Below are 23788 nucleotides of genomic sequence, written 5' to 3'. Positions count from 1 at the left end.
CTAGAGCGCGCCCTTCGTGGAGGGCAGGATGCCGGCCGCGCGCGGGTCGAACTCGGCGGCGTAGCGCAGGGCCCGGGCGAGGGCCTTGAACTGGCACTCCACGATGTGGTGGGCGTTGCGCCCGTACGGGACGTGGACGTGCAGGGCGATCTGGGCCTGCGCGACGAAGGACTCCAGGATGTGCCGGGTCATCGTCGTGTCGTACGAGCCGATCATCGGCGCCATGTTCTCGGGCTCGGTGTGCACGAGGTAGGGGCGGCCCGACAGGTCGACGGTCACCTGGGCGAGGGACTCGTCCAGCGGCACGGTGCAGTTGCCGAACCGGTAGATGCCGACCTTGTCGCCGAGGGCCTGCTTGAACGCGGCGCCGAGGGCGAGGGCGGTGTCCTCGATGGTGTGGTGGCTGTCGATGTGCAGGTCACCGTCGGTCTTGACGGTGAGGTCGAAGAGGCCGTGGCGGCCGAGCTGGTCGAGCATGTGGTCGTAGAAGCCCACGCCCGTGGAGACGTCGACCTTGCCGGTGCCGTCGAGGTTTATCTCGACGACGACCGAGGTCTCCTTCGTGGTCCGTTCGACCCGTCCGATGCGGCTCATGCCTGCTGCTCCTTCTTCAGTGCGCGAACCGCTTCCAGGAACGCGTCGTTCTCGGCGGGGGTGCCCGCGGTGACCCGCAGCCATCCCGGTACGCCGTTGTCCCTGACCAGGACACCCCGGTCGAGGATCTGCTGCCAGGCGGTGTGCGAGTCCGCGAACCGGCCGAACTGGATGAAGTTCGCGTCGGACTCGGTGACCTCGTAGCCGACCGCCCGCAGTTCGCCGACCAGCCGGTCCCGTTCGGCCTTGAGCTGCTCGACGTAGCCGAGCAGCGTGTCGGTGTGCTCCAGGGCGGCCAACGCGGTCGCCTGGGTGACGGCGGACAGGTGGTACGGCAGCCGCACCAGCTGCACGGCGTCGACCACGGCGGGGTGCGCGGCCAGGTAGCCCAGGCGCAGGCCGGCCGCGCCGAAGGCCTTGGACATGGTCCGCGAGACGACCAGGCACGGCCGGCCCTCGATGAGCGGGAGGAGGGAGTCCCGGTGGGAGAACTCGACGTACGCCTCGTCGACGACCACGAGGGAGGCCGAATCCCGATCGGCACGCGCCGCCGCCTGGGCGGCCTCGTAGAGGGCGAGGACCGTCTCCGCCTCGACCGCGGTGCCCGTGGGGTTGTTGGGGGAGGTGATGAACACGACGTCGGGCGCGTGCTCGGCGATCGCCCGCTCCGCGGCCGCCACGTCGATCGTGAAGTCCTCCCGGCGCGGACCGGAGGTCCAGCCGGTGCCGGTGCCCCGGGCGATCAGGGCGTGCATCGAGTACGAGGGCTCGAAGCCCATCGCGGTGCGGCCGGGCCCGCCGAAGGTCTGCAGCAGCTGCTGGAGGACCTCGTTGGAGCCGTTGGCGGCCCATACGTTCTCCCGCGCCACCGGGTGCTTGCCGGTACGGGTCAGGTACGCGGCCAGCTCGGTCCGCAGCTCCACCGCGTCCCGGTCGGGGTAGCGGTTGAGGGTCCGGGCGGCGTCGGCGACGCGCTCGGCGATGCGCCGCACGAGCGGTTCGGGCAGCTCGTACGGGTTCTCGTTGGTGTTCAGCTGGACGGGCACGTCGAGCTGCGGGGCGCCGTACGGGGACTTGCCGCGCAGCTCGTCCCGGATGGGGAGGTCGTCGATGCCGATGCCGCTCACTGTCCCGGCACCTTCCACCCGAACCGGGCCTTCAGGGCGGCCCCGTGCGCCGGCAGGTCCTCGGCCTCGGCCAGGGTGACCACGTGGTGGGCGACCTCGGCGAGCGCGTCGCGCGTGTAGTCCACGATGTGGATGCCGCGCAGGAAGGACTGCACGGACAGCCCGGAGGAGTGGCAGGCGCAGCCGCCGGTGGGCAGCACGTGGTTGGACCCGGCGCAGTAGTCGCCGAGCGAGACCGGGGCCCAGGGGCCGACGAAGACCGCGCCGGCGTTGCGCACCCGGGCGGCCCAGGCCGCGGCGTCGGCGGTCTGGATCTCCAGGTGCTCGGCGCCGTACGCGTCGACCACCCGCAGGCCGTCCTCCAGGCTGTCGACCAGCACGATGGCGGACTGCTTGCCCGCGAGGGCCGGCTTGATCCGGTCCTCGACGTGCTTGGTGGCCGCGACCTGCGGGGCCAGCTCCTTCTCGACGGCCGCGGCGAGGTCTTCGGAGTCCGTGACCAGGACGGCGGCGGCCAGCGGGTCGTGCTCGGCCTGGCTGATCAGGTCGGCGGCGACGTGCACCGGGTCGGCGGTGGAGTCCGCGAGGACCGCGATCTCGGTCGGGCCGGCCTCGGTGTCGATGCCGATCCGGCCGGTGAAGTAGCGCTTGGCGGCCGCGACCCAGATGTTGCCGGGCCCGGTCACCATGTTCGCGGGCGCGCACTCCTCGGTGCCGTAGGCGAACATCGCGACGGCCTGGGCGCCGCCGGCCGCGTACACCTCGTCCACGCCGAGCAGGGCGCACGCGGCGAGGATCGTCGGGTGCGGCAGGCCGCCGAACTCGGCCTGCGGCGGGGAGGCGAGCGCGATCGACCCGACCCCGGCCTCCTGGGCCGGTACGACGTTCATCACCACGGACGACGGGTACACGGACCGGCCGCCCGGCGCGTACAGGCCCACGCGCTCGACGGGAACCCACTTCTCGGTCACGGTGCCGCCGGGGACCACCTGGGTGGTGTGCTCGCTGCGGCGCTGGGCCCGGTGCACGATCCGGGCCCGGCGGATCGACTCCTCCAGGGCGGCGCGGACGGCCGGGTCCAGCTGCTCCAGGGCGGCGCTGACCGCCGCCGCCGGAACCCGGACCTGCGACAGCTCGACCCCGTCGAACTTGCGCGCGTAATCGATCAGCGCCGCCGTGCCGCGATGATGCACGTCCTCGCAGATGGGCCGCACCTTCTCCAGGGCGGCTTCCACGTCGAACTCGGCACGGGGCAGCAGGTCGCGCAGGGCGGCACCCTCGGGGAGGGTGTCACCGCGCAGGTCGATACGAGAGATCACGTCCCAATTCTCTCAGACCGGCTCACGGCACCGTCCGCCTGTATCACTGGCTGATACACGCCCCGGATGTCACAGGCGGCCCTTAGCGTTCCCCTACACGTATGTGACTGCCGCGTACGTGACCGCGGAGGGGGGCCGCCATGACCGAGGTACGCGCGGAGACCGGGCCGGTGGATCTGACCGCCGCCGAGCAGCGTATGTGGGAGGCCTATCGCACGGGCCGCACCTGTGATCTCAGTGCGCGTGTCGCGGAGCGCGACGACCCGCACGCCGGGCGGCCCTGGGGACCGGAGCGCAGCGTCCGCGCCGAGGTGGTGGCGTTGCTGCTGCTGCACGGTCCGCCCCCGGTGCCGGGCCGGGTGGTGGCGCTGAAACTGCGCGGAGTACGGATCCTGGGGCGGCTGGAACTGTCCGGGGGCCGGGTCGAGCCGTACGTCGAGTTCCAGTCGTGCCGGTTCGACAGCGAGATCCAGCTGTCCGAGACCCGGGCCTGCACCCTGCGCCTGGTGAACTGCGCGATCCCCCGGGTGGAGGCGGCCCGGCTGCACACCGAGGGGGACCTGCACCTGCTGGGTTCCCGGGTGGCCCGCGGGATCCGGCTGACGGACGCGCAGATCGGCACCGACCTGCTGATCAGCCGCGCCGTGGTGCGGCCCGACAACAAGGGCCGGGCGATCACCGCAGACGGCATGTCCGTCGCCCAGGACTTCCAGGGCGACATGCTGGAGACGTACGGGGAGATCAGCCTGCGCGGCGCGAAGGTCGGCGTGTCGATGAACCTGCGCGGGGCCCGGCTGCGCAATCCGGGCGGCCGCCGGGCGCTGAACGCACCGCAGCTGACGGTCGAGCGGACCCTGTACCTGACCTCGATCGCGCTGTACTCCTCCCCGGGCGATTCGGGATCCGGCACGCCCCCGTACGGCGTGGGCCAGACCCCGGCGCCGGGCCAGGCCTCGCAGGCGTTCGAGTGCCAGGGCGGGATGCGGCTGGACGACGGCCGCTTCGGTGACGCGGTCGACTTCTACGGGGCCCGGTTCCAGCTGTCGCCGGACCAGGAGCTCTCGCTGCGGCGGATCAGCACGCCGGAACTCCGCTTCGTCGGCGGCCAGCCCGAGCAGGGCCGGGTCGTGCTGTCGGGGGCGAAGGTGGTCAAGCTGGTCGACCTGTCCACCAGCTGGCCGGGCCCGGGCCGACTGGTGATGGAGGGGTTCTCGTACGAGATCCTCGCGCCCCGCGGGCACTTCCCGCTGCCGCGCCGGCTGGCCTGGGTGGAGTCGGCCACGGTGGAGTACTCGCCGGAGCCGTACGAGCGGCTGGCGGCGGTGCTCCGGGCCAGCGGGGAGGACTCCGACGCGCGGGAAGTGCTGCTGGCCAAGCAGCGGCGGCGGCGCGAGACCCTGCCGCCCGCGGCGAAGGCCTGGGGCTACCTCCAGGACTGGACGGTGGTGTACGGGTACCGGCCGGGGCGGGCGGCGCTGTGGATGGCGGTCCTGTGGGCAGCGGGCACCCTGCTGTTCTCGCAGCACCCGCCGCCGCCGATCAAGGAGGACGAGCACCCCCAGTGGAGCGCCGCCCTGTACGCCCTCGACCTGCTGCTGCCGGTGATCGATCTGGGGCAGGAGGGCCAGTGGAAGCCGGGCGGAGCCTGGCAGTGGGGGGCGTCGGCTCTGGTGGTGCTGGGGTGGATCCTGGCCACGACGGTGGCGGCGGGCGCGTCCCGGCTGCTGAGGCGGGGGTGACGGCCGCGGGCCCCCGGCCACTACCCTGTGCCTCGTGACCACCGTTCGCCTGCCCCTCTTCCCGCTGAACTCGGTGCTGTTCCCCGGCCTCGTGCTGCCGCTGAACATCTTCGAGGAGCGTTATCGCGCCATGATGCGCGAGCTGCTGAAGACGGACGAGGACGAACCGCGCCGGTTCGCGGTCGTCGCGATCCGGGACGGCTGGGAGGTCGCCCCGACCGCGCCCGGCCTGCCGGACCAGACGACCCTGCCGGAGCGCGGTCCGGCCGCGGGCTTCGGCGCGGACCCGATCCAGGCCTTCCACCGGGTGGGCTGCATCGCGGACGCGGCGACGATCCGGGAGCGGGAGGACGGCAGCTTCGAGGTGCTGGCCACCGGAACCGCCCGGGTGCGCCTGCTGTCGGTCGACGCCTCGGGGCCCTACCTGGTCGCGGAGCTGGAGGAGCTGGCGGAGGACGCCGGCGAGGGCGCCGGGGAGCTGGCCGAGGGCGTGCTGCGGGCCTTCCGCAACTACCAGAAGCGGCTGGCGGGAGCGCGCGAGCGGTCCCTGGCCGCGCCGCCCGACCTGCCCGACGAGCCGTCGGTGGTCTCGTACCTGGTCGCCGCGGCGGCCGTACTGGACATCCCGGCGAAGCAGCGCCTGCTCCAGGCGCCGGACACGGCGACCCGGCTGGCGGAAGAACTGAAACTGCTGCGCGCGGAGACGGCCGTGATCCGGCACCTGCCGTCGCTGCCGGCGGTGGACCTGACGCGCGCGCCGACGAGCCCGAACTGATGGCGAGGAAGAAGGCGGGGGCGGCCGGGGCGCCGACCCCGGCGATCGCCGCGCTGACGGCGGCCGGCGCCGAGTTCAGCACGCACGCCTACGAGCACGACCCGGCGCATCCGTCGTACGGGGAGGAGGCGGCGCAGAAGATGGGCGTCGCCCCGGAGCAGGTGTTCAAGACCCTGGTCGCGGACGTGGACGGGGTTCTGACGGTGGCGGTGGTCCCGGTCTCGGGCTCGCTCGACCTCAAGGCGCTGGCGGGGGCGGTGGGTGCGAAGCGGGCGGCGATGGCGGACCCGGCGCTGGCGGAGCGGACGACGGGGTACGTGGTGGGCGGCATCTCGCCGCTGGGGCAGCGGCGGGCGCTGCGGACGGTGGTGGACGCGTCGGCGGCGGAGCACCGCACGATCTGCGTGTCCGCCGGGCGGCGGGGGCTGGAGGTCGAGCTGGCTCCGGCCACGTTGACCGCGTTGACGTCGGCCGTGGTGGCCCCGATCGCCCGGTAGCCTGCGCCGGCCGTGCGTGCGGGTGCCGGGCTGCGGGGGTGGGGTGCGGGGGTGGGGTGCGGCCCCGGCTGCGCCGGGCTTCGCGGGGTTCCGCCCCGTACCCTCCCCCGGAATCCGTCCGGGGGTACCCCCGCGCCTCGAACGTCGGCGGGGCTGGATCGGCCCGCCGGGGCCCGACGCTCAGGGGTGGGACGGGTTCGGGGCGTGGACGGGGGCCGACGGCTGGCCGTCCGCGCCTGGCCAGGTCGGTTCCGGGCGGGTGAAGACGGCCGTCAGGGCCAGGTGGGCGGCTACCGCCACCAGGGGCCAGGCCAGCAGCGTTCCGTGCGCCAGCAGCTGGAGCGGGGCGTCGAACGGGACGCCCTTGCCCGCCTTCGCGGCCGCCGCCGGGAGGTTCGCGGACGGGCCGAGCCGCAGGCCCAGCCGCCAGCCCACCAACGACGCGAACACGGACCCCGCGCCGAGCCCGATCACCAGCGGGACCCCGCCCCGGCGCCGCCACAGGAAGACCGCGACCGCGCTCACCAGCCCGAAGCCGGCCGCGAGCAGCAGGAACGTCCCGTCGGCGCCGATCCGCGCCTCGCTCTCGGAGTTCCGCAGGAACACGGCCTCCCCGGTGGAGACGTACTGGACCTTCGGCGCGAGCCACGCCCACAGCACCCCGAGCAGCACTCCGGCCACCGCCACCACCAGGGCGACGGCGGCCCCGTCCCGGACATCGCCCGGCGTGGTCTTCCCGGGCGGCGGCGCGCCCTGGCCGAAGGGCAGCGGGGCGGGGGACGGCGGCGGGGTCACGGCTTCGGTCACCCGCACATCGTGCCAGGTCCCCGGGCCGCCGGTGTCAGCGGACCGCTGCCCGCCGGTAGGCCCAGGTGGCGACGGCCAGGGACAGCACGCCCACCGCCGCGCACACGCCGAGGTCGAACAGGACGGCCGCCCAGTCCGGGTCGGGGGCGAACGTCCGGGCGAAGGCCTCCACCCCGTAGGTGGACGGCAGCAGGTCCCGCGTCCACACGATCACGTCCGGCATCCGCTCCGGCGGCAGCACTCCCAGCAGCAGCGCCGCCGACATGCCGAGCTGCCCGGCCAGCGTGGCCAGCTCCTGCCGCGGGGCCAGCAGACCGAGCGCCGCGCCCAGCCCCGCCAGCGCCGCCCCGGCCAGCGGCACCACCGCGCCCAGGATCCACAGGCCGCCCATCGGCAGCCCGAACAGCAGGCATCCGAACCCGGCCGTCACCAGCGTTCCCGGCACCGTGAAGGAGGCGTAGGCGGCGGCCGCGCCCAGCACCACGGAGGCCGGCGGCACCGGCAGCGTGGCGTAGTGGTCGAGCCCCCCGCCGGCCCGCAGCTGGCCGAAGTACTGGGCCAGCAGGTTCAGCGCGACGAAGGCGACGACCAGTACGGACGATCCGGCGACGACGGCCCGGGCCTCGGAGCCGCCGTCCACCACCCCCCGCATCAGGATCATGATCCCGACCGACTGGAAGGTGGCCACGAACAGCAGCGGGATCCGCGCCACCCGCGCCCGGGAGAGCTGCGCCCGGTACACGGCGGCGAGCGCCGGGAAGAACCGGGCCCGCGGGGCCAGCGGTCCGGGTTCAGGTGCCTGCGGTGCCGGGGTCGCCGGTGCCCCCGCGGTGACGGCGGTGGTCACGATTTCACCAGCCCCTTCGAGGCGCGGCCCCCCAGGGCCAGGTAGACGTCCTCCAGGCTGGGCGTGGCCAGGGTGAAGTCGTCGAGCGCGGCGAAGGCCGGCCCGCCGGTCACCGCGGCCACGGCGGCGCGCGCCCGGTCGGGCGTCAGCCGCAGTACCCAGCGCCGCCCGGAGACGACGGCGGCCGGGGCCAGCTCCGCGACCTCCGGCACCTCCAGCGGCGCGGCGGTGCGCCACACCAGCTCCAGCCGGACCTCGCCGGACACCTTCGCCTTGAGTCCGGCGGGGGTGTCGCAGGCGATCACCTTGCCGTGGTCGATGACGGCGACCCGGTCCAGTACGGTCTCGGCCTCTATGACGTTGTGCGTGACGAGCAGCACGGTGGCGCCGTGGCGGGCGCGGCGCCGGTCGACGGCGTTCCACACGGCCCGCCGGGCCACCGGGTCCATGCCGGTGGTGGGCTCGTCGAGGACCAGTACGGGCCGCTCGCCGACCAGCGCGGCCGCGAAGCAGGCCAGCCGCCGCTGACCGCCGGAGAGCTTCTTCAGGGGCCGGCCCGCGAGGGGGGTCAGCCCGAGTTCCTCCAGTACGGAGTCCCGGGCGGCGCGGGCCGCGCGGGCGCCGAGTCCGCGCAGCCGGCCGGTGGTCTCGGCGGCCAGCGCCACGGTGAGCTCGTCCAGGGCGGTGGATTCCTGCCCCAGGTAGGCCAGCAGCCGGGAGGCCCGCTCGGGGTGGCGTACGAGGTCGTGGCCGAGCAGGGTGACGGTGCCCGCGTCGGGCCGCATCAGTCCGGTGAGCTGGCGTACGAGGGTGGACTTGCCGGCACCGTTGGGGCCGAGCAGGCCGAAGACCTCGCCGCGCCGGACGTCCAGGCGGATCCCGTCGTTGGCGCGGGTCTCGGGCAGCGCGGGGGCCCCGCGCCGGCCGCGCACCGCCGGGTAGGTCTTGACCAGGTCACGTACCGCGCAGACGACGTCGGCACCCGCCTCGGAGGTCACAGCCGCGGCCGGTGCCGTGTCCTGTTTCGCGCTTGCTGTGCCCGTGCTCACGAGGGAGCAGCCTACGCGGCTTTCATCCCTGGTCGGCCGCCGGGGTCGGCGCCGATCCCGGCACGGTGACGGCCGGGCCCGCCACGTGCTCGGCGGCGGCCCGGACGTCGATCTCCCGCCAGAACCCGGCGCGGATGGCGTAGCGGTCGTGCTCGTCGATCTGGTCGTCCTTGTGGGCGAGCAGGCCGAACCGGGCGGCGTAGCGCAGCAGCTCCCCGTCGATGCGGTGCGGGATCCGCGGGTACATGGTGGCGAGTTTCTGCAGGTGGCCGGTTTCCGGGAGCCGCTCCATCCAGCGCCGGGCGAACACCTGACCGACCTCGAACGGGTCGCCGCCGACGGTGGTGATGTCCTCCTCCCGGTCCGCCCAGCGCTGCTCGGCGCTGGTGAGCTGGGCGAGGGTGGGCAGGGAGGCGGTCTCGGCGGGTTCGCCGAGCGGTCCGGCCCGGTCGATCCAGCCCTTGTCGGAGGACCAGCGCAGGGCGCTGCCTGCGGGGCTGGCCGCCGCGCCGGCCGCGTTCTGCGGGGCGGCGGTGATGCCGGGGGCGCGCAGGGCGGCGAGGTCCTTGGGGGTGGGTACGGGTCTGGCCCCCTCGGCGGTGCTCTCGGCGGCGGGCGCCGGTACGGACACGGGGCGCTCGGCGGTGTCGGCGGCGTCCGCCGGGGCGCCGTTGCGGGCGGCTTCGGCGAGCGCCGCCTCGGGCAGCGGGGCGGAGAGGATGGCGGCGATCTCGGGGCGCGGGGCGGGCGCCGGGGAGCACAGTCCGCTGAAGTCCTTGGCGCGGACGGCGCGGGTGATCCAGGCCCGGTCCAGGACGCGGCGTTCGTCGGCTTCGGCGACGAGGTCCTCGGACTGGTTGTAGTCCCCGTCGGCGGCCTGGACGGCCCAGAGGTGGACGGCGACGCCGTGTTCCTTGGCGGACATCAGCCCGGGCAGCAGGTCGCCGTCGCCGGTCACGAGGACGACGTCCGAGCAGGCCCGGTTGCGGGCCAGTTCGGTGAGTTCGGCGTGCATGGCGGCGTCGACGCCCTTCTGCGCCCAGCGTCCGTCGCTGCGGGTCAGGGCGCCGAGGCGGACGGTGACGCGGGGCATGACGCGCAGCCGCCGGTGTTCGGGCTGGGGCACCCGGTCGGGGGCCCCGTCGAACCAGTAGATCCGCAGCAGCGGCTGCTGGGTGTCGGCCTCCGCGCGTTCGCGCAGGCCCTGGATGAGGGCGGCGTGGTCGACGGTGATGCGGGAGCGGGACGGCTCCCCCGCGAGAAGGCTGGCGGCGGCGCCCAGCAGATAGCCGGCGTCCACCAGGACGACGCAGCGGTCCACGTTCCACCCTCTTCCCTGGGGGTCCTCGATAGGTTTTCCCCGAGTCTGCCCGACCGCAAGGGTGTTGACGGCCGGAACTCGATCATCGGCGTGGCGTATCTCACTCCGGGCCCGCGGGGGCCCGTGACTACGGACGGCAATGATCCAAAATGCGCGGTTTCTGCTGCTGTGTGAGGGTGAAGGCGGCCCTGGCCCCTACACCCCCCACGGAGGCTTCCCATGGCCAAGAACAAGAACCGCCAGCAGCCCGCCAAGACCTCGGACCGCACGCAGGCCCAGGATCAGGCGAAGAGCTCGGTGCAGTCGTCCCCGGAGCCGTCGTCGGCCCCGAGCCCGATGCACATGGCGGGCAAGCGCAAGGAAAAGAAGTTCGGCCACAACTGACGGCCCCCGCACCTGCGGGAAGGGCGCGCCCGGAGTTCCGGGCGCGCCCTCGCGCGTGCGGGCCGGCCGGGGGCTACCCGGTCAGGCAGGACGGGCCGAGCAGCACCTTGAGGTCGCCGAAGAGGGCCGGGTCGGGGTGCACCCGGTGCTTGTCCAGGCGCAGGACGGTGGTCGTGCGCGGCCCCTGGAGCTTGATCCGTACCTCGGTGTTGCCCCGGTGGTGGCGCAGGATCTCGCCCAGACGGGTCACCATCGGCGGGGTGACCTTGACGGTCGGGATGGTCACGACGACGGGGGCGTTGGTTCCGGCGGAGGACAGGTCGGGGACCATCATCTCCATGGCGACCAGCCGGGGCACGTCCTCGCGCTTGTCGAGGCGGCCCTTGACGAAGACGACCGTGTCCTCGACCAGCTGGGTGGAGACGAGCTGGTAGGTCGCCGGGAAGAACATGCACTCGATCGAGCCGGCCAGGTCCTCGACGGTGGCGATGGCCCAGGCGTTGCCCTGCTTGGTCATCTTGCGCTGGAGGCCGGAGATGATGCCGCCGATGGTGACGACGGCGCCGTCCGAGTGCTCGCCGCCGGTGAGCTGGGAGATACCGGCGTCCGTCTTGTCGGACAGGACGTGCTCCAGGCCGAACAGCGGGTGGTCGGAGACGTAGAGGCCGAGCATCTCGCGCTCCTGGGCGAGCAGGTAGGACTTCTCCCACTCCACGTCGGAGAACTCGACGTCGAGCCCGAAGCCGGGTTCGTCGCCGGCGTTCTCGTCGCCCATTCCGCCGAACAGGTCGAACTGGCCCTCGGCCTCCTTGCGCTTGACCGCGACCACGTTGTCGATCATCGATTCGTGGTGGGCGACCAGGCCCTTGCGGGTGTGGCCCATCTCGTCGAAGGCGCCGGCCTTGATCAGCGACTCGACGGTGCGCTTGTTGCAGACGACGGCCTCGACCTTGTCCAGGAAGTCGGGGAAGGAGGAGAACTTCCCCTTGGCCTTCCTGGTCTTGATGATCGAGTCCACGACGTTCTGGCCGACGTTGCGGACGGCGGTGAGGCCGAAGAGGATCACGTCGTCGCCCTGGGCGGCGAAGTTCGGCTCCGACTCGTTGACGTTCGGCGGGAGCACCTTGATGCCCATGCGGCGGCACTCGTTCAGGTAGATCGCGGACTTGTCCTTGTCGTCCTTGACCGAGGTGAGGAGCCCCGCCATGTACTCGGCCGGGAAGTTCGCCTTGAGGTAGGCGGTCCAGTAGGAGACCAGGCCGTAGGCGGCGGAGTGCGCCTTGTTGAAGGCGTAGCCGGCGAAGGGGACCAGCACGTCCCACAGGGCCTGGATCGCCTGGTCGCTGTAGCCGTTCTTGCGGGCGCCGGCCTGGAAGATGGTGAAGTTCTTCGCCAGCTCCTCGGGCTTCTTCTTGCCCATCACGCGGCGCAGGATGTCGGCCTCGCCGAGCGAGTACCCGGCGATGATCTGGGCGGCCTTCTGGACCTGCTCCTGGTAGACGATCAGGCCGTAGGTGACCGCGAGCACCTCTTCGAGCGGCTCTTCCAGCTCGGGGTGGATCGGGGTGATCTCCTGCTGCTTGTTCTTGCGCAGGGCGTAGTTGGTGTGCGAGTTCATGCCCATCGGGCCCGGCCGGTACAGGGCGGACACGGCGGAGATGTCTTCGAAGTTGTCGGGCTTCATCAGGCGCAGCAGGGAGCGCATGGGCCCGCCGTCGAACTGGAAGACACCGAGGGTGTCACCGCGGCCGAGCAGCTCGAAGGTCTTGGGGTCGTCGAGCGGCAGGGCCAGGAGATCGATGTCGATCCCCTTGTTGGCCTTCACCATCTTGACGGCGTCGTCCATGATCGTGAGGTTGCGCAGGCCCAGGAAGTCCATCTTGAGCAGGCCGAGCGACTCGCAGCTCGGGTAGTCCCACTGGGTGATGGTGACGCCGTCGGTGTGCCGCACCCAGACGGGTACGTGGTCGGTGATCGTCTCGCTGGACATGATCACGCCGGCGGCGTGCACGCCCATCTGGCGGACCAGGCCCTCGACGCCCATGGCGGTGTCGATGACCTTCTTCACGTCGGGTTCGTTCTCGTACATCCCGCGGATCTCGCCGGCCTCGCCGTAGCGCGGGTGCTTCGGGTCGAGGATGCCGGAGAGCGGGATGCCCTTGCCCAGGACATCGGCGGGCATGGCCTTGGTGAGCCGGTCGCCCATCGCGTACGGGTAGCCCAGGACGCGCGCCGAGTCCTTGATCGCGTTCTTGGCCTTGATGGTGCCGTAGGTGCCGATCATGGCGACCTTGTCGGCGCCGTACTTCTCGGTCACGTACCGGATCACCTCGACGCGCCTGCGCTCGTCGAAGTCGATGTCGACGTCGGGCATGGAGACGCGCTCGGGGTTCAGGAAGCGCTCGAAGATCAGGCCGTGGGTGAGCGGGTCGAGGTCGGTGATGCCCATGGCGTACGCGACGATCGAGCCGGCCGCGGAGCCTCGGCCCGGGCCCACCGCGATGCCCTGGTTCTTGGCCCACATGATGAAGTCGGCGACGACGAGGAAGTAGCCCGGGAAGCCCATCGAGATGATCGTGTCCATCTCGTACTCGGCCTGCTTCATCCGGTCCTCAGGGATGCCTCCCGGGTAGCGGCGGTGCATGCCGCGCATGGTCTCCTCGCGGAACCAGGTGACCTCGGTGTAGCCCTCGGGGATGTCGAACTTCGGCATCAGGTTCCGGAACTGGAACATGCCTTCGGTGTCGATCTGCTCGGCGACCAGCCGGGTGTTGGCGCAGCCCTCCTGCCAGGCGTCCGAGGAGTCGATGGCGTACATCTCGTCCGTGGACTTCAGGTAGTAGCCGGTGCCGTCGAAGCGGAAGCGGTCCGGGTCGGAGAGGTTCTTGCCGGTCTGGATGCACAGCAGGGCGTCGTGGGCGGTGGCCTCGTGCGCGTACGTGTAGTGCGAGTCGTTCGTGACCAGCGGCGGGATGCCGAGCTTCTTGCCGATCTCCAGCAGCCCGTCGCGGACCCGGCGCTCGATCTCGATGCCGTGGTCCATCAGCTCCAGGAAGTACCGCTCCTTGCCGAAGATGTCCTGGTACTCGGAGGCGGCCTTGAGGGCCTCGTCGAACTGGCCGAGGCGCAGCCGGGTCTGGAGTTCGCCGGAGGGGCAGCCGGTGGAGGCGATCAGCCCCTCGGACCACTTGGCGATGGTCTCCTTGTCCATGCGCGGCCACTTCGTGAGCCAGCCCTCGGCGTACGCGTCGGAGGACAGCCGGAAGAGGTTGTGCAGACCGGTGGCGTTCGCCGCCCAGATCGTCTTGTGGGTGTAGCCGCCGGAGCCGGAGACGTCGTCGCGCTTCTGGTGCGGCTGGCCCCACTGGATGCGGCGCTTGTTGCGCCGGGACTCGGGGGCGACGTACGCCTCGATGCCGATGATCGGCGTGACGCCGGCCTTCTGCGCGGAGTGGAAGAAGTCGTAGGCGCCGTGCAGGTTGCCGTGGTCGGACATCGCGATGTGCGTCATGCCCATCTCGTTGCACGCGTTGAACATGTCCTTCAGCCGCGCGGCACCGTCCAGCAGCGAGTACTGGGTGTGGACGTGCAGGTGCGTGAACGGCGGCTTGGTCACGGTGGGGGTCCTCCGGCGACGGGAGTGGGGGGCGACTTCGAATCCTACGTCGGGCCGGTGACACATCCGGGGCACTCACCGGTACGGTCATGCGTTGCACCGGCCAGGAGCACCTGTCCGAAAACCGATTGGCACACGCGCCACCAGGAGGAACCCGCCATGGCGGTCCCCGAGACGACGAACGAGCAGCGCGCCGAGCAGATACTCGACGTGTTCGACACCGCTTTCGGTGAGCTGCTCGCCGCCGACCCCGCTGCCTTCCAGGTCAAATTCCGGAAGATGGCGGCCTCCGCCTTCGCCTTCTACCGCGGCACGGCCTGCCTGTTCTACGCCGACCTGGAGCGGGACCGGCACGGCGGTCCGTACCTGGACGAGCGGACGGGCCGGGTGTGGATCCACGGTGATCTGCACGCCGAGAACTTCGGCACGTACATGGACTCCAACGGCCGGCTGATCTTCAACATCAACGACTTCGACGAGGCGTACGTCGGCCCCTTCACCTGGGACCTCAAGCGGTTCGCGGCCTCCGTCGCCCTGCTCGGCTACACCAAGGCGCTCAGCGACGGGCAGATCAGCGACCTGGTGCGGACCTACGCGGCCGCCTACCGGGAGCGGATCCACCGGCTGGCGACCGGCGCCAAGCACGAGGAGGTCCCCTCCTTCACCCTGGACACCGCCGAGGGCCCGCTGCTGGGGGCGCTGCGCGCGGCCCGGTCGCGGACCCGGTTCGAGCTGCTGGCGTCGATGACCGAGATCAGGGACTACGAGCGCCGCTTCGCCTCCGGTCCCGGCACGCTGGAGCTGGACGCGGCCACCCGCTACAAGGTGCTGGCCGCCTTCGACGGGTACCTGGAGACGCTGCCGGAGGAGTCCCTGGTGCGGCCGGACTCCTACCGGGTCAAGGACGTGGTGGGGCGGCGCGGCGTGGGCATCGGCTCGGCCGGGCTGCCTTCGTACAACATCCTGCTGGAGGGGCACAGCGACGCCCTGGAGAACGACGTCGTGATCTACCTCAAGCAGGCGCAGACCCCGGCGGTGTCCCGGCACATCACCGAGCGGGCGGTGCGGGAGTACTTCCTGCACGAGGGGCACCGCACGGTGATCTCCCAGCGGGCCCTGCAGGCGCATGCCGACCCCTGGCTGGGCTGGACCGAGCTGGACGGGGCCGGCCAGCTGGTGGCGGAGGTCTCCCCGTACGCGGTCGACCTGGACTGGACCGACCTGGACGACCCGGAGGAGATCGCGGCCGTGGTCGCGGACCTCGGCCGGGCGACGGCGACCATGCACGCGTCCGCGGACGAGGCGGAGAGCGGCCACTCCCTGGTCCCCTTCTCCACCGAGCGGGCGATCGACGCGGCGATCGCCGCCGACGAGGAGGGCTTCGGCGAGCTGCTCGTGGACTTCGCCCACGCCTACGGGGCCCGGGCGCGCGCGGACCACCAGATCTTCGTGGACCTGTTCCGCAACGGCCGTCTCACCCCGTAGTCGGGGCCGGTGCGGCCCCCGGGCCCTGATTCACAGGGAGTCGTGGCAGACTCGCCGGGATGGACATATCCGGTGCAGGGCTTCGGGGGCTGCGGGCCGCGCTGTTCAGCGCGCTCGTCGTGCTGCTCTCGACGGGCTCGCACGTCCTGCTGTCCCGGGCGCCGCTGCCGCCCGCGCTGGTGGCCGGGGCCTTCGCCGCCGTGTTCGCACTCGCCTTCGCACTGGCCGGCCGGGAGCGGGGCTTCGGTCCGATCGCCGCGCTGCTGGTGCCGCTGGAGCTGGCCGCCGACACCGTCTTCACCGCCGGACAGCACTTCTGCTACGGCCCGGCGGGCGGTCCGGTGGCCGGTCCGCTGCACGCGCTGGGCCTGGACGGGCTCTGCGGCGGCGCCCCGGTGGGCGGCCCGCTGACCGGGGTGGCGGGACGCGCCGCCGACCCGGTGGCGCTCCTGGCCTCGCCCGGGCCGTGGACGCCCTGGCTGCTGCTGGGCGCGCACGTGTCGGCGGCCCTGCTGGCCGCGGCCTGGCTGCGGTACGGGGAGCGGGCGCTGGGCCGGCTGCTGCGGGCGGTCGGCGTCCTCGCCTTCCGGCCGCTGCTGCTGGCGGTGGCCGCGGTGGTGGCGGCCGCGGGCCCGGTCCGGGCGGCGGTACGGCCGGCGCCGGGGCGCGCCGGGGCCCGGACCCGGTTCCCGGCGCATTCCGTGGGACGGAGGGGACCTCCCGTACGGCGCTGGGCGCTCGCGAGCGCCTGAGCGGTACGGCAGACCCCCATCCTTCGCATCACGGCAGAACCACGGAGACGGACATGAGTGCACGCAACAGCCACGCGAACAAGGCGGCAGCCCGCGAGCGGCTGCGCATCGAACGGGAGAAGCACGCCAGGAAGGCCAAGGCGCGCCGCCAGCTGTTCGTGGCGGGCGCCGTCGTCGCGGCCCTCGCGGTCGCGGGCGGCGTCGGCTACCTGGTCGTGCAGAACACCAAGCCCTCCCACTGGGAGAAGGCCGCCACGGCGGAGCTGGTCAAGCCGAAGAACACCACGGGTGACGACGGCCTGACGGTCGTCATCGGCAAGGCGGACGCGAAGAAGACCCTGGAGCTCTACGAGGACCCGCGCTGCCCGGCGTGCGCGGCCTTCGAGCAGTCGGTCGGCGCGCAGGTGCGCAAGGACGTCGACGCGGGCAAGTACAAGCTCCACTACTACGGCGCCACCTTCATCGACAACGGCGCCAAGGGCGAGGGCTCGAAGAACGCGCTGAGCGCGCTGGGCGCGGCGCTGAACGTCAGCCCGGAGGCCTTCCTCGACTACAAGGCCGCGCTGTACTCCAAGGAACTGCACCCGGACGAGACGGTCGACAGCTTCGCCAAGGACGACTACCTGATCAAGGTCGCGGACACGGTTCCGGCGCTCAAGGGCAACGCCGAGTTCAAGAAGGCCGTCGAGGACGGCACCTACGACCGGTGGGCGATGGACATGGCCAAGGCCTTCAACAAGTCCGGGGTGACGGGTACCCCGACGCTCAAGATGGACGGCAAGAAGATCGACACCCCGTCGACGCCCGAGGCGTACACGGCGGCGCTCGACAAGGCCCTGGCGGGCTGATTTCCGCGGGCTGACCACCGGCTGACCAGGGGCGGGCGAACTCCCAGAGTTCGCCCGCCCGTTGCCTTACCGAGGGTATTCCGGAGCTATACCGGTCAGTAATATGATCGGCCGTGACCAGTCATCTCTCTTCTGCCGCCTCGGCAAACCCCCGCCGCCGTACGGTCGTTCTGGCCGCCGCCGCCACGGCCGCGCTCGCGCCGATCGCGACCCTGGGCGCCACCGCCGCCCACGCGGCGGAGTCCGCCCCCGCCTTCCTGCACGGCGTCGCCTCGGGCGACCCGCTGCCCGACGGGATCCTGCTGTGGACCCGTGTCACCCCGACCGCCGACGCCGTGCCCGGCTCCGGCGCCGGCCCGGACACCAAGGTCGGCTGGGAGGTCGCGGAGGACAAGTCCTTCTCCCGGGTCGTCGCGAGCGGGTCCGTCACCGCGACCGCCGCCGCCGACCACACCGTGAAGGCGGACGTGCGCGGCCTGCGGCCCAAGACCGTGTACTGGTACCGGTTCACCGCCGGTGCCACCGTCTCCCCCGCGGGCCGCACCCTGACCGCCCCGGCCGCCGACACGAGCACGGCGGGCGTGCGCTTCGGGGTGGTCTCCTGCGCCAACTGGGAGTCCGGCTACTTCTCCGCCTACCGCCACCTGGCCGCCCGGGCCGACGTGGACGCGGTCCTGCACCTCGGCGACTACATCTACGAGTACCAGACCGGGGGTTACCCGGAGGCCAACTACGTCGTGCGCCAGCACGAGCCGAAGCACGAGATCCTCTCGCTGGCCGACTACCGCACCCGGCACGGCAAGTACAAGACGGACGCCGATCTCCAGGCGCTGCACGCCGCGCACGCGGTCATCGCCATCTGGGACGACCACGAGTTCGCCAACGACTCCTGGTCGGGCGGGGCGCAGAACCACACCCCGGGCGCCGAAGGCGACTGGGCGGCCCGCGCGGCCGCCGCCAAGCAGGCCTACTTCGAGTGGATGCCCGTCCGCCCCTCCATCGCCGGCACCGTCTACCGGCGGCTGCGTTTCGGCACCCTCGCGGATCTGCACCTGCTGGACCTGCGGACCTTCCGCTCGCAGCAGGCCACCGTCGGCAGCGGCGCGGTGGACGACCCGGAGCGCACCATCACCGGGCGCGCCCAGCTGGACTGGCTCAAGTCGGGGCTCTCGGCCTCGCGCGCGACCTGGCAGCTGGTCGGCACCTCGGTGATGATCTCGCCGGTGGCCTTCGGTTCGCTGCCCGCCCACCTGCTACAGCCGCTCACCAAGCTGCTCGGGCTGCCCGAAGGCGGCATGGCGGTCAATGTGGATCAGTGGGACGGCTACACCGACGATCGCAGGGAACTCCTGGGCCACTTGAAGGACCAGGGCATCAAGAACACCGTGTTCCTGACCGGCGACATCCACATGGCGTGGGCCAACGACGTCCCGGTGAACAAGGCGACGTATCCGGCCTCGGGCTCGGCGGCGACCGAGTTCGTGGTCACCTCGGTGACTTCCGACAACATCGACGACCTGCTGCACGTGCCGGCCGACACCGCCTCGCTGGTCGCCGAAGCGGCCATCAAGGCGGCGAACTGGCACGTCAAGTGGCTGGACATGGACGCGCACGGGTACGGCGTCCTGGACGTGACGGCCGAGCGCTCGCAGATGGACTACTACATCGTTTCCGACAAGCGCCGCCCGGACGCCACGTCGGCGTGGGAGCGCTCGTACCGCACGCTGAGCGGGACGCAGAAGGTGGAACGGGCCGACCGTCCGGTTCGCTGACGTAGCGTCAAATTTGCGGTCCGAGAGGGCGCCTGGTTCATACCAGGCGCCCTTTCGGCCTGTCCGGCAACAAATCTTTAACCTACGAGATCTTGCCATTCTGATGACATGCACACGTAAGCTGCGCGTCAGCGTGAGGACGTCCCTCACCCCCCACCACGCTTCGCGAGGAGTCAACGTGCGCGCCAACGCCCGCATATCCCCCCTGCTCCGCCGCCGCCTCATGGGTACGGCCGTCCTGGCCGGCACCCTGGCCTTCGCCCCGCTGACGGCTCCCACGACCGTCGCCGCCGCCAAGTCCGCCGAGGCCTGTACCGGCCAGTCCGCCGAGGCGTCGGCCAACGCCCGCGTCGCCCGCCCCAAGGACCACCACGCGGCCGACCCCAACGAGATCTCGGACGCCCAGGTCAAGGCCATGGACGCCGACCTCAAGAAGAAGCTGTCCCAGGCGTCCCCCCAGCAGCTGGACGGCCTGCGCGCGGGCGCCACCGCCGCGACCACCATCCCGGTGTACGTGCACGTCATCACCTCCGGCACCGCCGGCAAGCTGACGGCCACCGACATCAACAACCAGCTCTCGGTGCTGAACGCGGCCTACAGCGGCAAGGGCACCGGCAACGTGGACTCCGGCTACCAGTTCAGCCTGGCCGGCACGGACTACACGGACAACGCCGCCTGGTACAACGTCTCCGACGGCACCCAGGCCGAGAAGGACATGAAGACCGCCCTGCGCAAGGGCGGCAAGAACGCGCTGAACCTCTACACCGCCAACCTCGGCGGCGGGCTGCTCGGCTGGGCCACCTTCCCCAGCTCCTACGCCTCGCAGCCGACGATGGACGGCGTGGTCATCCTCAACACCTCGCTGCCGGGCGGCTCCGCCACCAACTACAACGAGGGCGACACCGCGACCCACGAGGTCGGCCACTGGATGGGCCTCTACCACACCTTCCAGGGCGGCTGCTCGGGCAGCGGTGACTCCGTCTCCGACACCCCGGCCGAGCAGAGCGCCGCGTTCGAGTGCCCGACGGGCCGTGACAGCTGCGCCAACAAGACCGGTGTCGACCCGATCCACAACTTCATGGACTACACGTACGACTCCTGCATGTACCAGTTCACGGCCGGCCAGGTGGCGCGCATGAAGAGCATGTGGACCGCCTACCGCGCCTGATCAGCACCTACGGTGCCTGACCGGCGCCCGCCGCGGCGGCGGCGGACGGCGACCACGTGAACAGGGGCCCGGCCCGGCGGAAGCCGGACCGGGCCCCTGCCCGTGTGCCGCGCGCCCCTACAGGCCGTCGAGGAACGCCAGCGCGACCTTCCAGGTCTGCTCGGCGGCCTGCGCGTCGTAGTCGTCCAGTTCCGGATCGGTGAACAGGTGCCCGGCGCCCTGGTAGCTGTGCACCTCCACGTCCGCCCCGGCCCGCCGCATCCGCAGGTACCAGGCCGTCAGCCAGTCGTGCGGCTCGAACGGGTCCGGGTCCGCCACGTGCAGCTGCACCGGCAGCCCGTCGGCCGAGGCACTGTCCTCCAGGTCCGAGGTGCCGTGCAGGAGCAGCAGCCCGCGCGCCTTCTCGTCGTGCAGGGCCAGGTGCTGGGCCATGGAGGCGCCGAACGAGAAGCCGGCGTAGACCAGGCCCTGGTCGGAGTAGGGGGCGGCGGCCAGTACGGCCCGCTTGAGCAGCTCGTCGCGGCCGATCTCGTCCTGGTGGGCCATGCCCTCCTCGACCGTGCCGAACGTCCGCCCCGCGAAGAGGTCGGGCACCTGGACCGTGTGTCCCGCCGCGCGCAGCCGGTCGGCCGCCGCGTGCACCGCGGGCCGCAGCCCGTAGGTCGAATGGAAGAGCAGGATGTTCATTCCCCCATCGTGCCAGTTTCCGAAAGCGCGATCGGGTTAGGTTGCCCGCATGGAGATGGAGAGCGTCCTTCGCCCCGCCGCGGTCATCGGCGGCTCGCTGGCCGTCACCCTGCTCGCCGGCTGGGTGCTCGACCTGCTGCTGCGCCGCGCCGATGCCCGGCACCACGAGACGCCCCTGTGGGGCATGCTGCGCCGCTGCCGGGTGCCGTTCCAGATCGTGCTGTGCACCGCGCTGCTCAGAGGCTCCTACCGCTCCTCGCGGATCCTCCCGCAGCACGCGGACGGCGTCGGCCGGACCCTGACCCTGGTCCTCATCGCCTCCACCGCCTGGCTGCTGGTCCGGATCGCCGCCGCGACCGTCGATTCCGGCTACGCGCGCTACGCCTCCGGCTCCCGGGACGCCGCCCGGGTCCGGCGGGTGCGCACCCAGGTGGTGCTGATCCAGCGGGCGGTGACGGCGGTGGTCTCGGTCGTCGCGATCGCGGCCATGCTGCTGACCTTCCCCGCGATGCGTACGGTCGGCGCCTCGATGCTGGCCTCGGCCGGTGTGCTGGGCATCGTGGCCGGCATCGCCGCGCAGTCCTCGCTGGGCAACCTCTTCGCCGGCCTGCAGATCGCCTTCGGCGACACCGTCCGGATAGGGGACACGGTGGTGGTGGACAAGGAGTGGGGCACGGTCGAGGAGATCACCCTGACGTTCCTGGTGGTCCGCACCTGGGACGAACGCCGCATCACGATGCCGGTCTCGTACTTCACCGGCAAGCCGTACGAGAACTGGTCGCGCGGCGGCGCCCAGATGACGGGCACGGTCTTCCTGCACCTGGACCACTCGGCGCCGATCGACCTGATGCGCGAACAGCTCATGTACATCCTCAAGGAGACCCCGGAGTGGGACGGCCGGGCGAGCGGCCTGGTGGTGACGGACACCACACCCCACACCATCGAGGTCCGGGCGATGGTCACGGCGAAGGACGCCGACGACCTGTGGACCGTCCGCTGCGCGGTCCGCGAGCGCCTGCTCGGCTGGCTGGTGGACGAGCACCCCTACGCCCTCCCCCGCGTGGCGACCGCCGACGCGGTCCGCCGGCCCTACTAGGGGGTTGCGCGAGCTCAGGGATTGCGCAGGCTCCGCACGTCCAGGTGGCGCAGGACCCGGTCGACGATCTCCGGATCGGCGCCGGGTTCGCTGCGTGCGGACAGCACCTCGTGCCGGGCCGCCGACATCATCTCCCGCTGGATCCGCTGGACGTCCCGGATCCGCTCCACCCGCTTCGCGTACGCCTCGCGCCGTTCCTCGTCGACCATGTCGGGGCTGATCCTGGCCCCCACGTCGTACGCCCTGCGGTACAGCACCTCCAGCAGGTCGTCGGGAAGGTCCTCGTCCCGCTCGATCTCCTGCAGCCGCACCTTGGCGGCGCGGACGGCGAGCCGCCGCTCAGTCTCCCGCTCCGCGTCCTCATCGGCCTCGACGCCCAGCCGGCGCACGAGCCAGGGCAGGGTCAGCCCCTGGCAGAGCAGCGTCACCATGATCACGGCGAAGGCGATGAAGATGATCTGGTCCCGGGCCGGGAACGGCTGCCCGGCATCGGTCTTCAACGGGATGGCCAGCGCCAGCGCCACCGAGGCCACGCCCCGCATCCCGGCCCACCACATGACCGTGCTCTCCCGCCAGCTCACCGGGATCTCCTCGGCGTAGTCGCGCCGCTTGTGCAGCCGCTTCGCCAGCCAGCCCGCCGGCAGCAGCCACAGCAGCCGCACGCCGACGACCACCGCCACCACGGCCGCCGCCCAGCCCGCCATCTGCTCTTCGGCACCGCGCGCGGTGCCGAAGACGTGGTGCAGCTCCAGCCCGATCAGCCCGAAGGCGACCCCGGTGACCAGCGTGTCGACGATCTCCCAGAAGGTGTGGCCGGCCAGCCGCCCCAGCACGTCGTCGGCGTCGGTCGCGTACTCGGCGAGGAACAGGGCGGTCGTCAGCACGGCCAGCACGCCCGAGCCCCGGAGCTCCTCCGCCACCACGTACGCGACGAACGGCACCAGCAGCGTCAGCCCGATCTGCAGCGTGGCGTCGCCGAGCCGCCCCATGAGCCGGTTCGTGAGCCATCCCAGGGCCAGGCCCACGGCCAGGGCGACCACGGCGGACAGCACGAACTCGCCGAGCGCGTCCGGCCAGGAGAAGCTGCCGCTGACGGCGGCGCCGATGGCCACGTGGTAGAGCACGATCGCGGTGACGTCGTTGAACAGGCCCTCGCCCTCCAGGATCGACACCAGCCGGCGCGGCAGCCCCAGCTGTCCGGCGACGGCAGTGGCCGCGACCGGGTCGGGCGGGGCCACGAGCGCGCCGAGCGCGACGGCGGCGGAGACCGGCAGCCCGGGCACCACGGCGTTCGCCACGGCGGCGACGGCCGCCGTGGTCACGAAGACCAGGGCCACGGCCAGCAGCAGGATCGGCCGGACGTTGGCGGCGAACTGGCGCCAGGAGGTGCGCTGCGCGGAGGCGTACAGCAGCGGCGGCAGCACCAGCGGCAGGATGTACTCGGGCGGGATGTCGACGTTCGGCACGACCGGTACGAGCGCCAGCACCACCCCGCCGATGGTCATCAGCACGGGCGCGGGCAGCTTCAGCCGGTCCCCGAGCGGCACGGTGACCACGGCGCCGAGCAGCAGTACGAAAAGCAGAGCGAGCTGATCCACTCCCCCACCCTGCCATTACGCTGCCGCTCGCTCGCGGGGCCGGGGCTCCCGCCGCGCCCGTGTCGGACGGCCACAGCCCACCCCACGGCCCTCCCGCGCCCAATCGGCCCCACCGGCCAAATCAGCCTCGCCGGCCCATTCAGCCTCGCCGGCGTTTGAGGCGCGGGTCCGGGCAGAGCCCGGTGCCCGGCGGAGCCGGGTTCCGGGGGGGGGGGGGCCGGGCGCCAGCGCGCTGCCGCCGACGGGCGCCTCGGGAGCAGTAGGCCTACCTCCCAGCCTCACCACGAAGGCCGCAGCCAACCCCCAA

General features: G+C 72.1%; 20 protein-coding genes. 10 read left to right on the top strand and 10 right to left on the bottom strand.

Annotated features, from left to right (window positions below):
• From hisB to hisD, 3 genes are read right to left on the bottom strand one after another with little or no spacing between them, the layout of a single operon-like run.
• Entirely contained in the window at positions 1-594 is a 594-nt protein-coding gene (hisB, locus tag ACZ4M3_RS15290) for an imidazoleglycerol-phosphate dehydratase HisB (RefSeq protein WP_030855496.1), read from the bottom strand.
• Positions 591-1721, bottom strand: coding sequence for a histidinol-phosphate transaminase (locus tag ACZ4M3_RS15285; protein WP_467732670.1), 1131 nt, complete (start codon positions 1719-1721; stop codon positions 591-593). The genes hisB and ACZ4M3_RS15285 overlap by 4 nt, the downstream gene beginning before the upstream one ends.
• Positions 1718-3040, bottom strand: coding sequence for a histidinol dehydrogenase (gene hisD, locus ACZ4M3_RS15280; RefSeq protein WP_467732668.1), 1323 nt, complete (start codon positions 3038-3040; stop codon positions 1718-1720). The genes ACZ4M3_RS15285 and hisD overlap by 4 nt, the downstream gene beginning before the upstream one ends.
• 140 nt (positions 3041-3180) lie before the next feature.
• On the opposite strand from hisD, the gene ACZ4M3_RS15275 reads away from it, so the two are divergent.
• The 3 genes from ACZ4M3_RS15275 to ybaK are packed head-to-tail and all read left to right on the top strand — an operon-like array spanning position 3181 to position 6051.
• Positions 3181-4779: an oxidoreductase gene (locus ACZ4M3_RS15275; protein ID WP_467732666.1), complete on the top strand. Its 1599-nt coding sequence runs from the start codon at positions 3181-3183 to the stop codon at positions 4777-4779.
• A gap of 34 nt (positions 4780-4813) precedes the next feature.
• A complete protein-coding gene (locus ACZ4M3_RS15270; RefSeq protein ID WP_467732664.1) occupies positions 4814-5554 on the top strand; it encodes an LON peptidase substrate-binding domain-containing protein in 741 nt (246 codons plus the stop codon).
• Positions 5554-6051 (top strand): Cys-tRNA(Pro) deacylase, encoded by a 498-nt coding sequence (gene ybaK / locus ACZ4M3_RS15265; protein ID WP_467732662.1) that lies wholly within the window; start codon positions 5554-5556, stop codon positions 6049-6051. Before ACZ4M3_RS15270 ends, ybaK begins: the two co-directional genes overlap by 1 nt.
• A 180-nt stretch (positions 6052-6231) precedes the next feature.
• Here ybaK and ACZ4M3_RS15260 read toward each other — a convergent pair whose 3' ends face one another.
• The 4 genes from ACZ4M3_RS15260 to ACZ4M3_RS15245 all read right to left on the bottom strand — a co-directional run bounded on the left by ACZ4M3_RS15260 (position 6232) and on the right by ACZ4M3_RS15245 (position 10075).
• On the bottom strand, positions 6232-6858 hold the full coding sequence (locus ACZ4M3_RS15260) for a DUF2567 domain-containing protein (RefSeq protein WP_467732660.1): 627 nt from the start codon (positions 6856-6858) through the stop codon (positions 6232-6234).
• A 34-nt stretch (positions 6859-6892) separates the two neighbouring features.
• Positions 6893-7708 (bottom strand): ABC transporter permease, encoded by an 816-nt coding sequence (locus ACZ4M3_RS15255; protein ID WP_467733115.1) that lies wholly within the window; start codon positions 7706-7708, stop codon positions 6893-6895.
• Positions 7702-8703 carry an ABC transporter ATP-binding protein gene (locus ACZ4M3_RS15250; RefSeq protein ID WP_467733113.1) on the bottom strand — a complete coding sequence of 334 codons (1002 nt, stop codon included), beginning with the start codon at positions 8701-8703 and terminating at the stop codon, positions 7702-7704. Before ACZ4M3_RS15250 ends, ACZ4M3_RS15255 begins: the two co-directional genes overlap by 7 nt.
• 73 nt (positions 8704-8776) lie before the next feature.
• Positions 8777-10075 (bottom strand): NYN domain-containing protein, encoded by a 1299-nt coding sequence (locus tag ACZ4M3_RS15245; RefSeq protein ID WP_467732658.1) that lies wholly within the window; start codon positions 10073-10075, stop codon positions 8777-8779.
• A 219-nt stretch (positions 10076-10294) separates the two neighbouring features.
• Between ACZ4M3_RS15245 and ACZ4M3_RS15240 the strand changes: the two genes are divergently transcribed.
• Positions 10295-10459 carry a hypothetical protein gene (locus ACZ4M3_RS15240; RefSeq protein ID WP_467732656.1) on the top strand — a complete coding sequence of 55 codons (165 nt, stop codon included), beginning with the start codon at positions 10295-10297 and terminating at the stop codon, positions 10457-10459.
• Between the two features lie 73 nt (positions 10460-10532).
• Here ACZ4M3_RS15240 and dnaE read toward each other — a convergent pair whose 3' ends face one another.
• A complete protein-coding gene (gene dnaE, locus ACZ4M3_RS15235; protein ID WP_467732654.1) occupies positions 10533-14075 on the bottom strand; it encodes a DNA polymerase III subunit alpha in 3543 nt (1180 codons plus the stop codon).
• Between the two features lie 159 nt (positions 14076-14234).
• Here dnaE and ACZ4M3_RS15230 point away from each other — a divergent pair, with 159 nt between their 5' ends.
• The 5 genes from ACZ4M3_RS15230 (at position 14235) to ACZ4M3_RS15210 (ending at position 20100) form a co-directional block, all read left to right on the top strand.
• Positions 14235-15560, top strand: a complete 1326-nt coding sequence (locus tag ACZ4M3_RS15230) for a DUF2252 domain-containing protein (RefSeq protein ID WP_467732652.1) — start codon at positions 14235-14237, stop codon at positions 15558-15560.
• A 59-nt stretch (positions 15561-15619) separates the two neighbouring features.
• On the top strand, positions 15620-16312 hold the full coding sequence (locus ACZ4M3_RS15225; RefSeq protein WP_467732650.1) for a hypothetical protein: 693 nt from the start codon (positions 15620-15622) through the stop codon (positions 16310-16312).
• Positions 16313-16365: 53 nt separating this feature from the next.
• Positions 16366-17160, top strand: coding sequence for a DsbA family protein (locus tag ACZ4M3_RS15220; protein ID WP_467732648.1), 795 nt, complete (start codon positions 16366-16368; stop codon positions 17158-17160).
• Positions 17161-17273: 113 nt separating this feature from the next.
• Positions 17274-18932 (top strand): alkaline phosphatase D family protein, encoded by a 1659-nt coding sequence (locus ACZ4M3_RS15215; RefSeq protein WP_467732646.1) that lies wholly within the window; start codon positions 17274-17276, stop codon positions 18930-18932.
• A 223-nt stretch (positions 18933-19155) separates the two neighbouring features.
• Positions 19156-20100: a zinc metalloprotease gene (locus tag ACZ4M3_RS15210; RefSeq protein ID WP_467733111.1), complete on the top strand. Its 945-nt coding sequence runs from the start codon at positions 19156-19158 to the stop codon at positions 20098-20100.
• Between the two features lie 117 nt (positions 20101-20217).
• On the opposite strand, the gene ACZ4M3_RS15205 is transcribed toward ACZ4M3_RS15210, so the two are convergent.
• Positions 20218-20787, bottom strand: coding sequence for a dienelactone hydrolase family protein (locus ACZ4M3_RS15205; protein ID WP_467732644.1), 570 nt, complete (start codon positions 20785-20787; stop codon positions 20218-20220).
• 55 nt (positions 20788-20842) lie between these two features.
• Between ACZ4M3_RS15205 and ACZ4M3_RS15200 the strand changes: the two genes are divergently transcribed.
• Positions 20843-21883, top strand: coding sequence for a mechanosensitive ion channel family protein (locus tag ACZ4M3_RS15200; protein WP_467733109.1), 1041 nt, complete (start codon positions 20843-20845; stop codon positions 21881-21883).
• 14 nt (positions 21884-21897) lie between these two features.
• Here ACZ4M3_RS15200 and ACZ4M3_RS15195 read toward each other — a convergent pair whose 3' ends face one another.
• Positions 21898-23481 carry a Na+/H+ antiporter gene (locus ACZ4M3_RS15195; RefSeq protein WP_467732642.1) on the bottom strand — a complete coding sequence of 528 codons (1584 nt, stop codon included), beginning with the start codon at positions 23479-23481 and terminating at the stop codon, positions 21898-21900.
• Positions 23482-23788: the final 307 nt, after the last annotated feature.

The organism is Streptomyces sp. NPDC026522, assembly GCF_055567555.1.
Note: the sequence above shows the minus strand (reverse complement) of the source record. Positions and strands in the feature narration are given on the sequence as shown.

Bases quoted from the DNA above. Each gene is read 5' to 3' on its own strand.
- ACZ4M3_RS15200 (WP_467733109.1), top strand. From the start codon at position 20,843: ATGGAGAGCGTCCTTCGCCCCGCCGCGGTCATCGGCGGCTCGCTGGCC.
- ybaK (WP_467732662.1), top strand. From the start codon at position 5,554: ATGGCGAGGAAGAAGGCGGGGGCGGCCGGGGCGCCGACCCCGGCGATC.
- ACZ4M3_RS15210 (WP_467733111.1), top strand. From the start codon at position 19,156: ATGGGTACGGCCGTCCTGGCCGGCACCCTGGCCTTCGCCCCGCTGACG.
- ACZ4M3_RS15220 (WP_467732648.1), top strand. From the start codon at position 16,366: ATGAGTGCACGCAACAGCCACGCGAACAAGGCGGCAGCCCGCGAGCGG.
- ACZ4M3_RS15240 (WP_467732656.1), top strand. From the start codon at position 10,295: ATGGCCAAGAACAAGAACCGCCAGCAGCCCGCCAAGACCTCGGACCGC.
- ACZ4M3_RS15205 (WP_467732644.1), bottom strand. From the start codon at position 20,787: ATGAACATCCTGCTCTTCCATTCGACCTACGGGCTGCGGCCCGCGGTG.
- hisB (WP_030855496.1), bottom strand. From the start codon at position 594: ATGAGCCGCATCGGACGGGTCGAACGGACCACGAAGGAGACCTCGGTC.
- ACZ4M3_RS15230 (WP_467732652.1), top strand. From the start codon at position 14,235: ATGGCGGTCCCCGAGACGACGAACGAGCAGCGCGCCGAGCAGATACTC.
- ACZ4M3_RS15275 (WP_467732666.1), top strand. From the start codon at position 3,181: ATGACCGAGGTACGCGCGGAGACCGGGCCGGTGGATCTGACCGCCGCC.
- ACZ4M3_RS15225 (WP_467732650.1), top strand. From the start codon at position 15,620: ATGGACATATCCGGTGCAGGGCTTCGGGGGCTGCGGGCCGCGCTGTTC.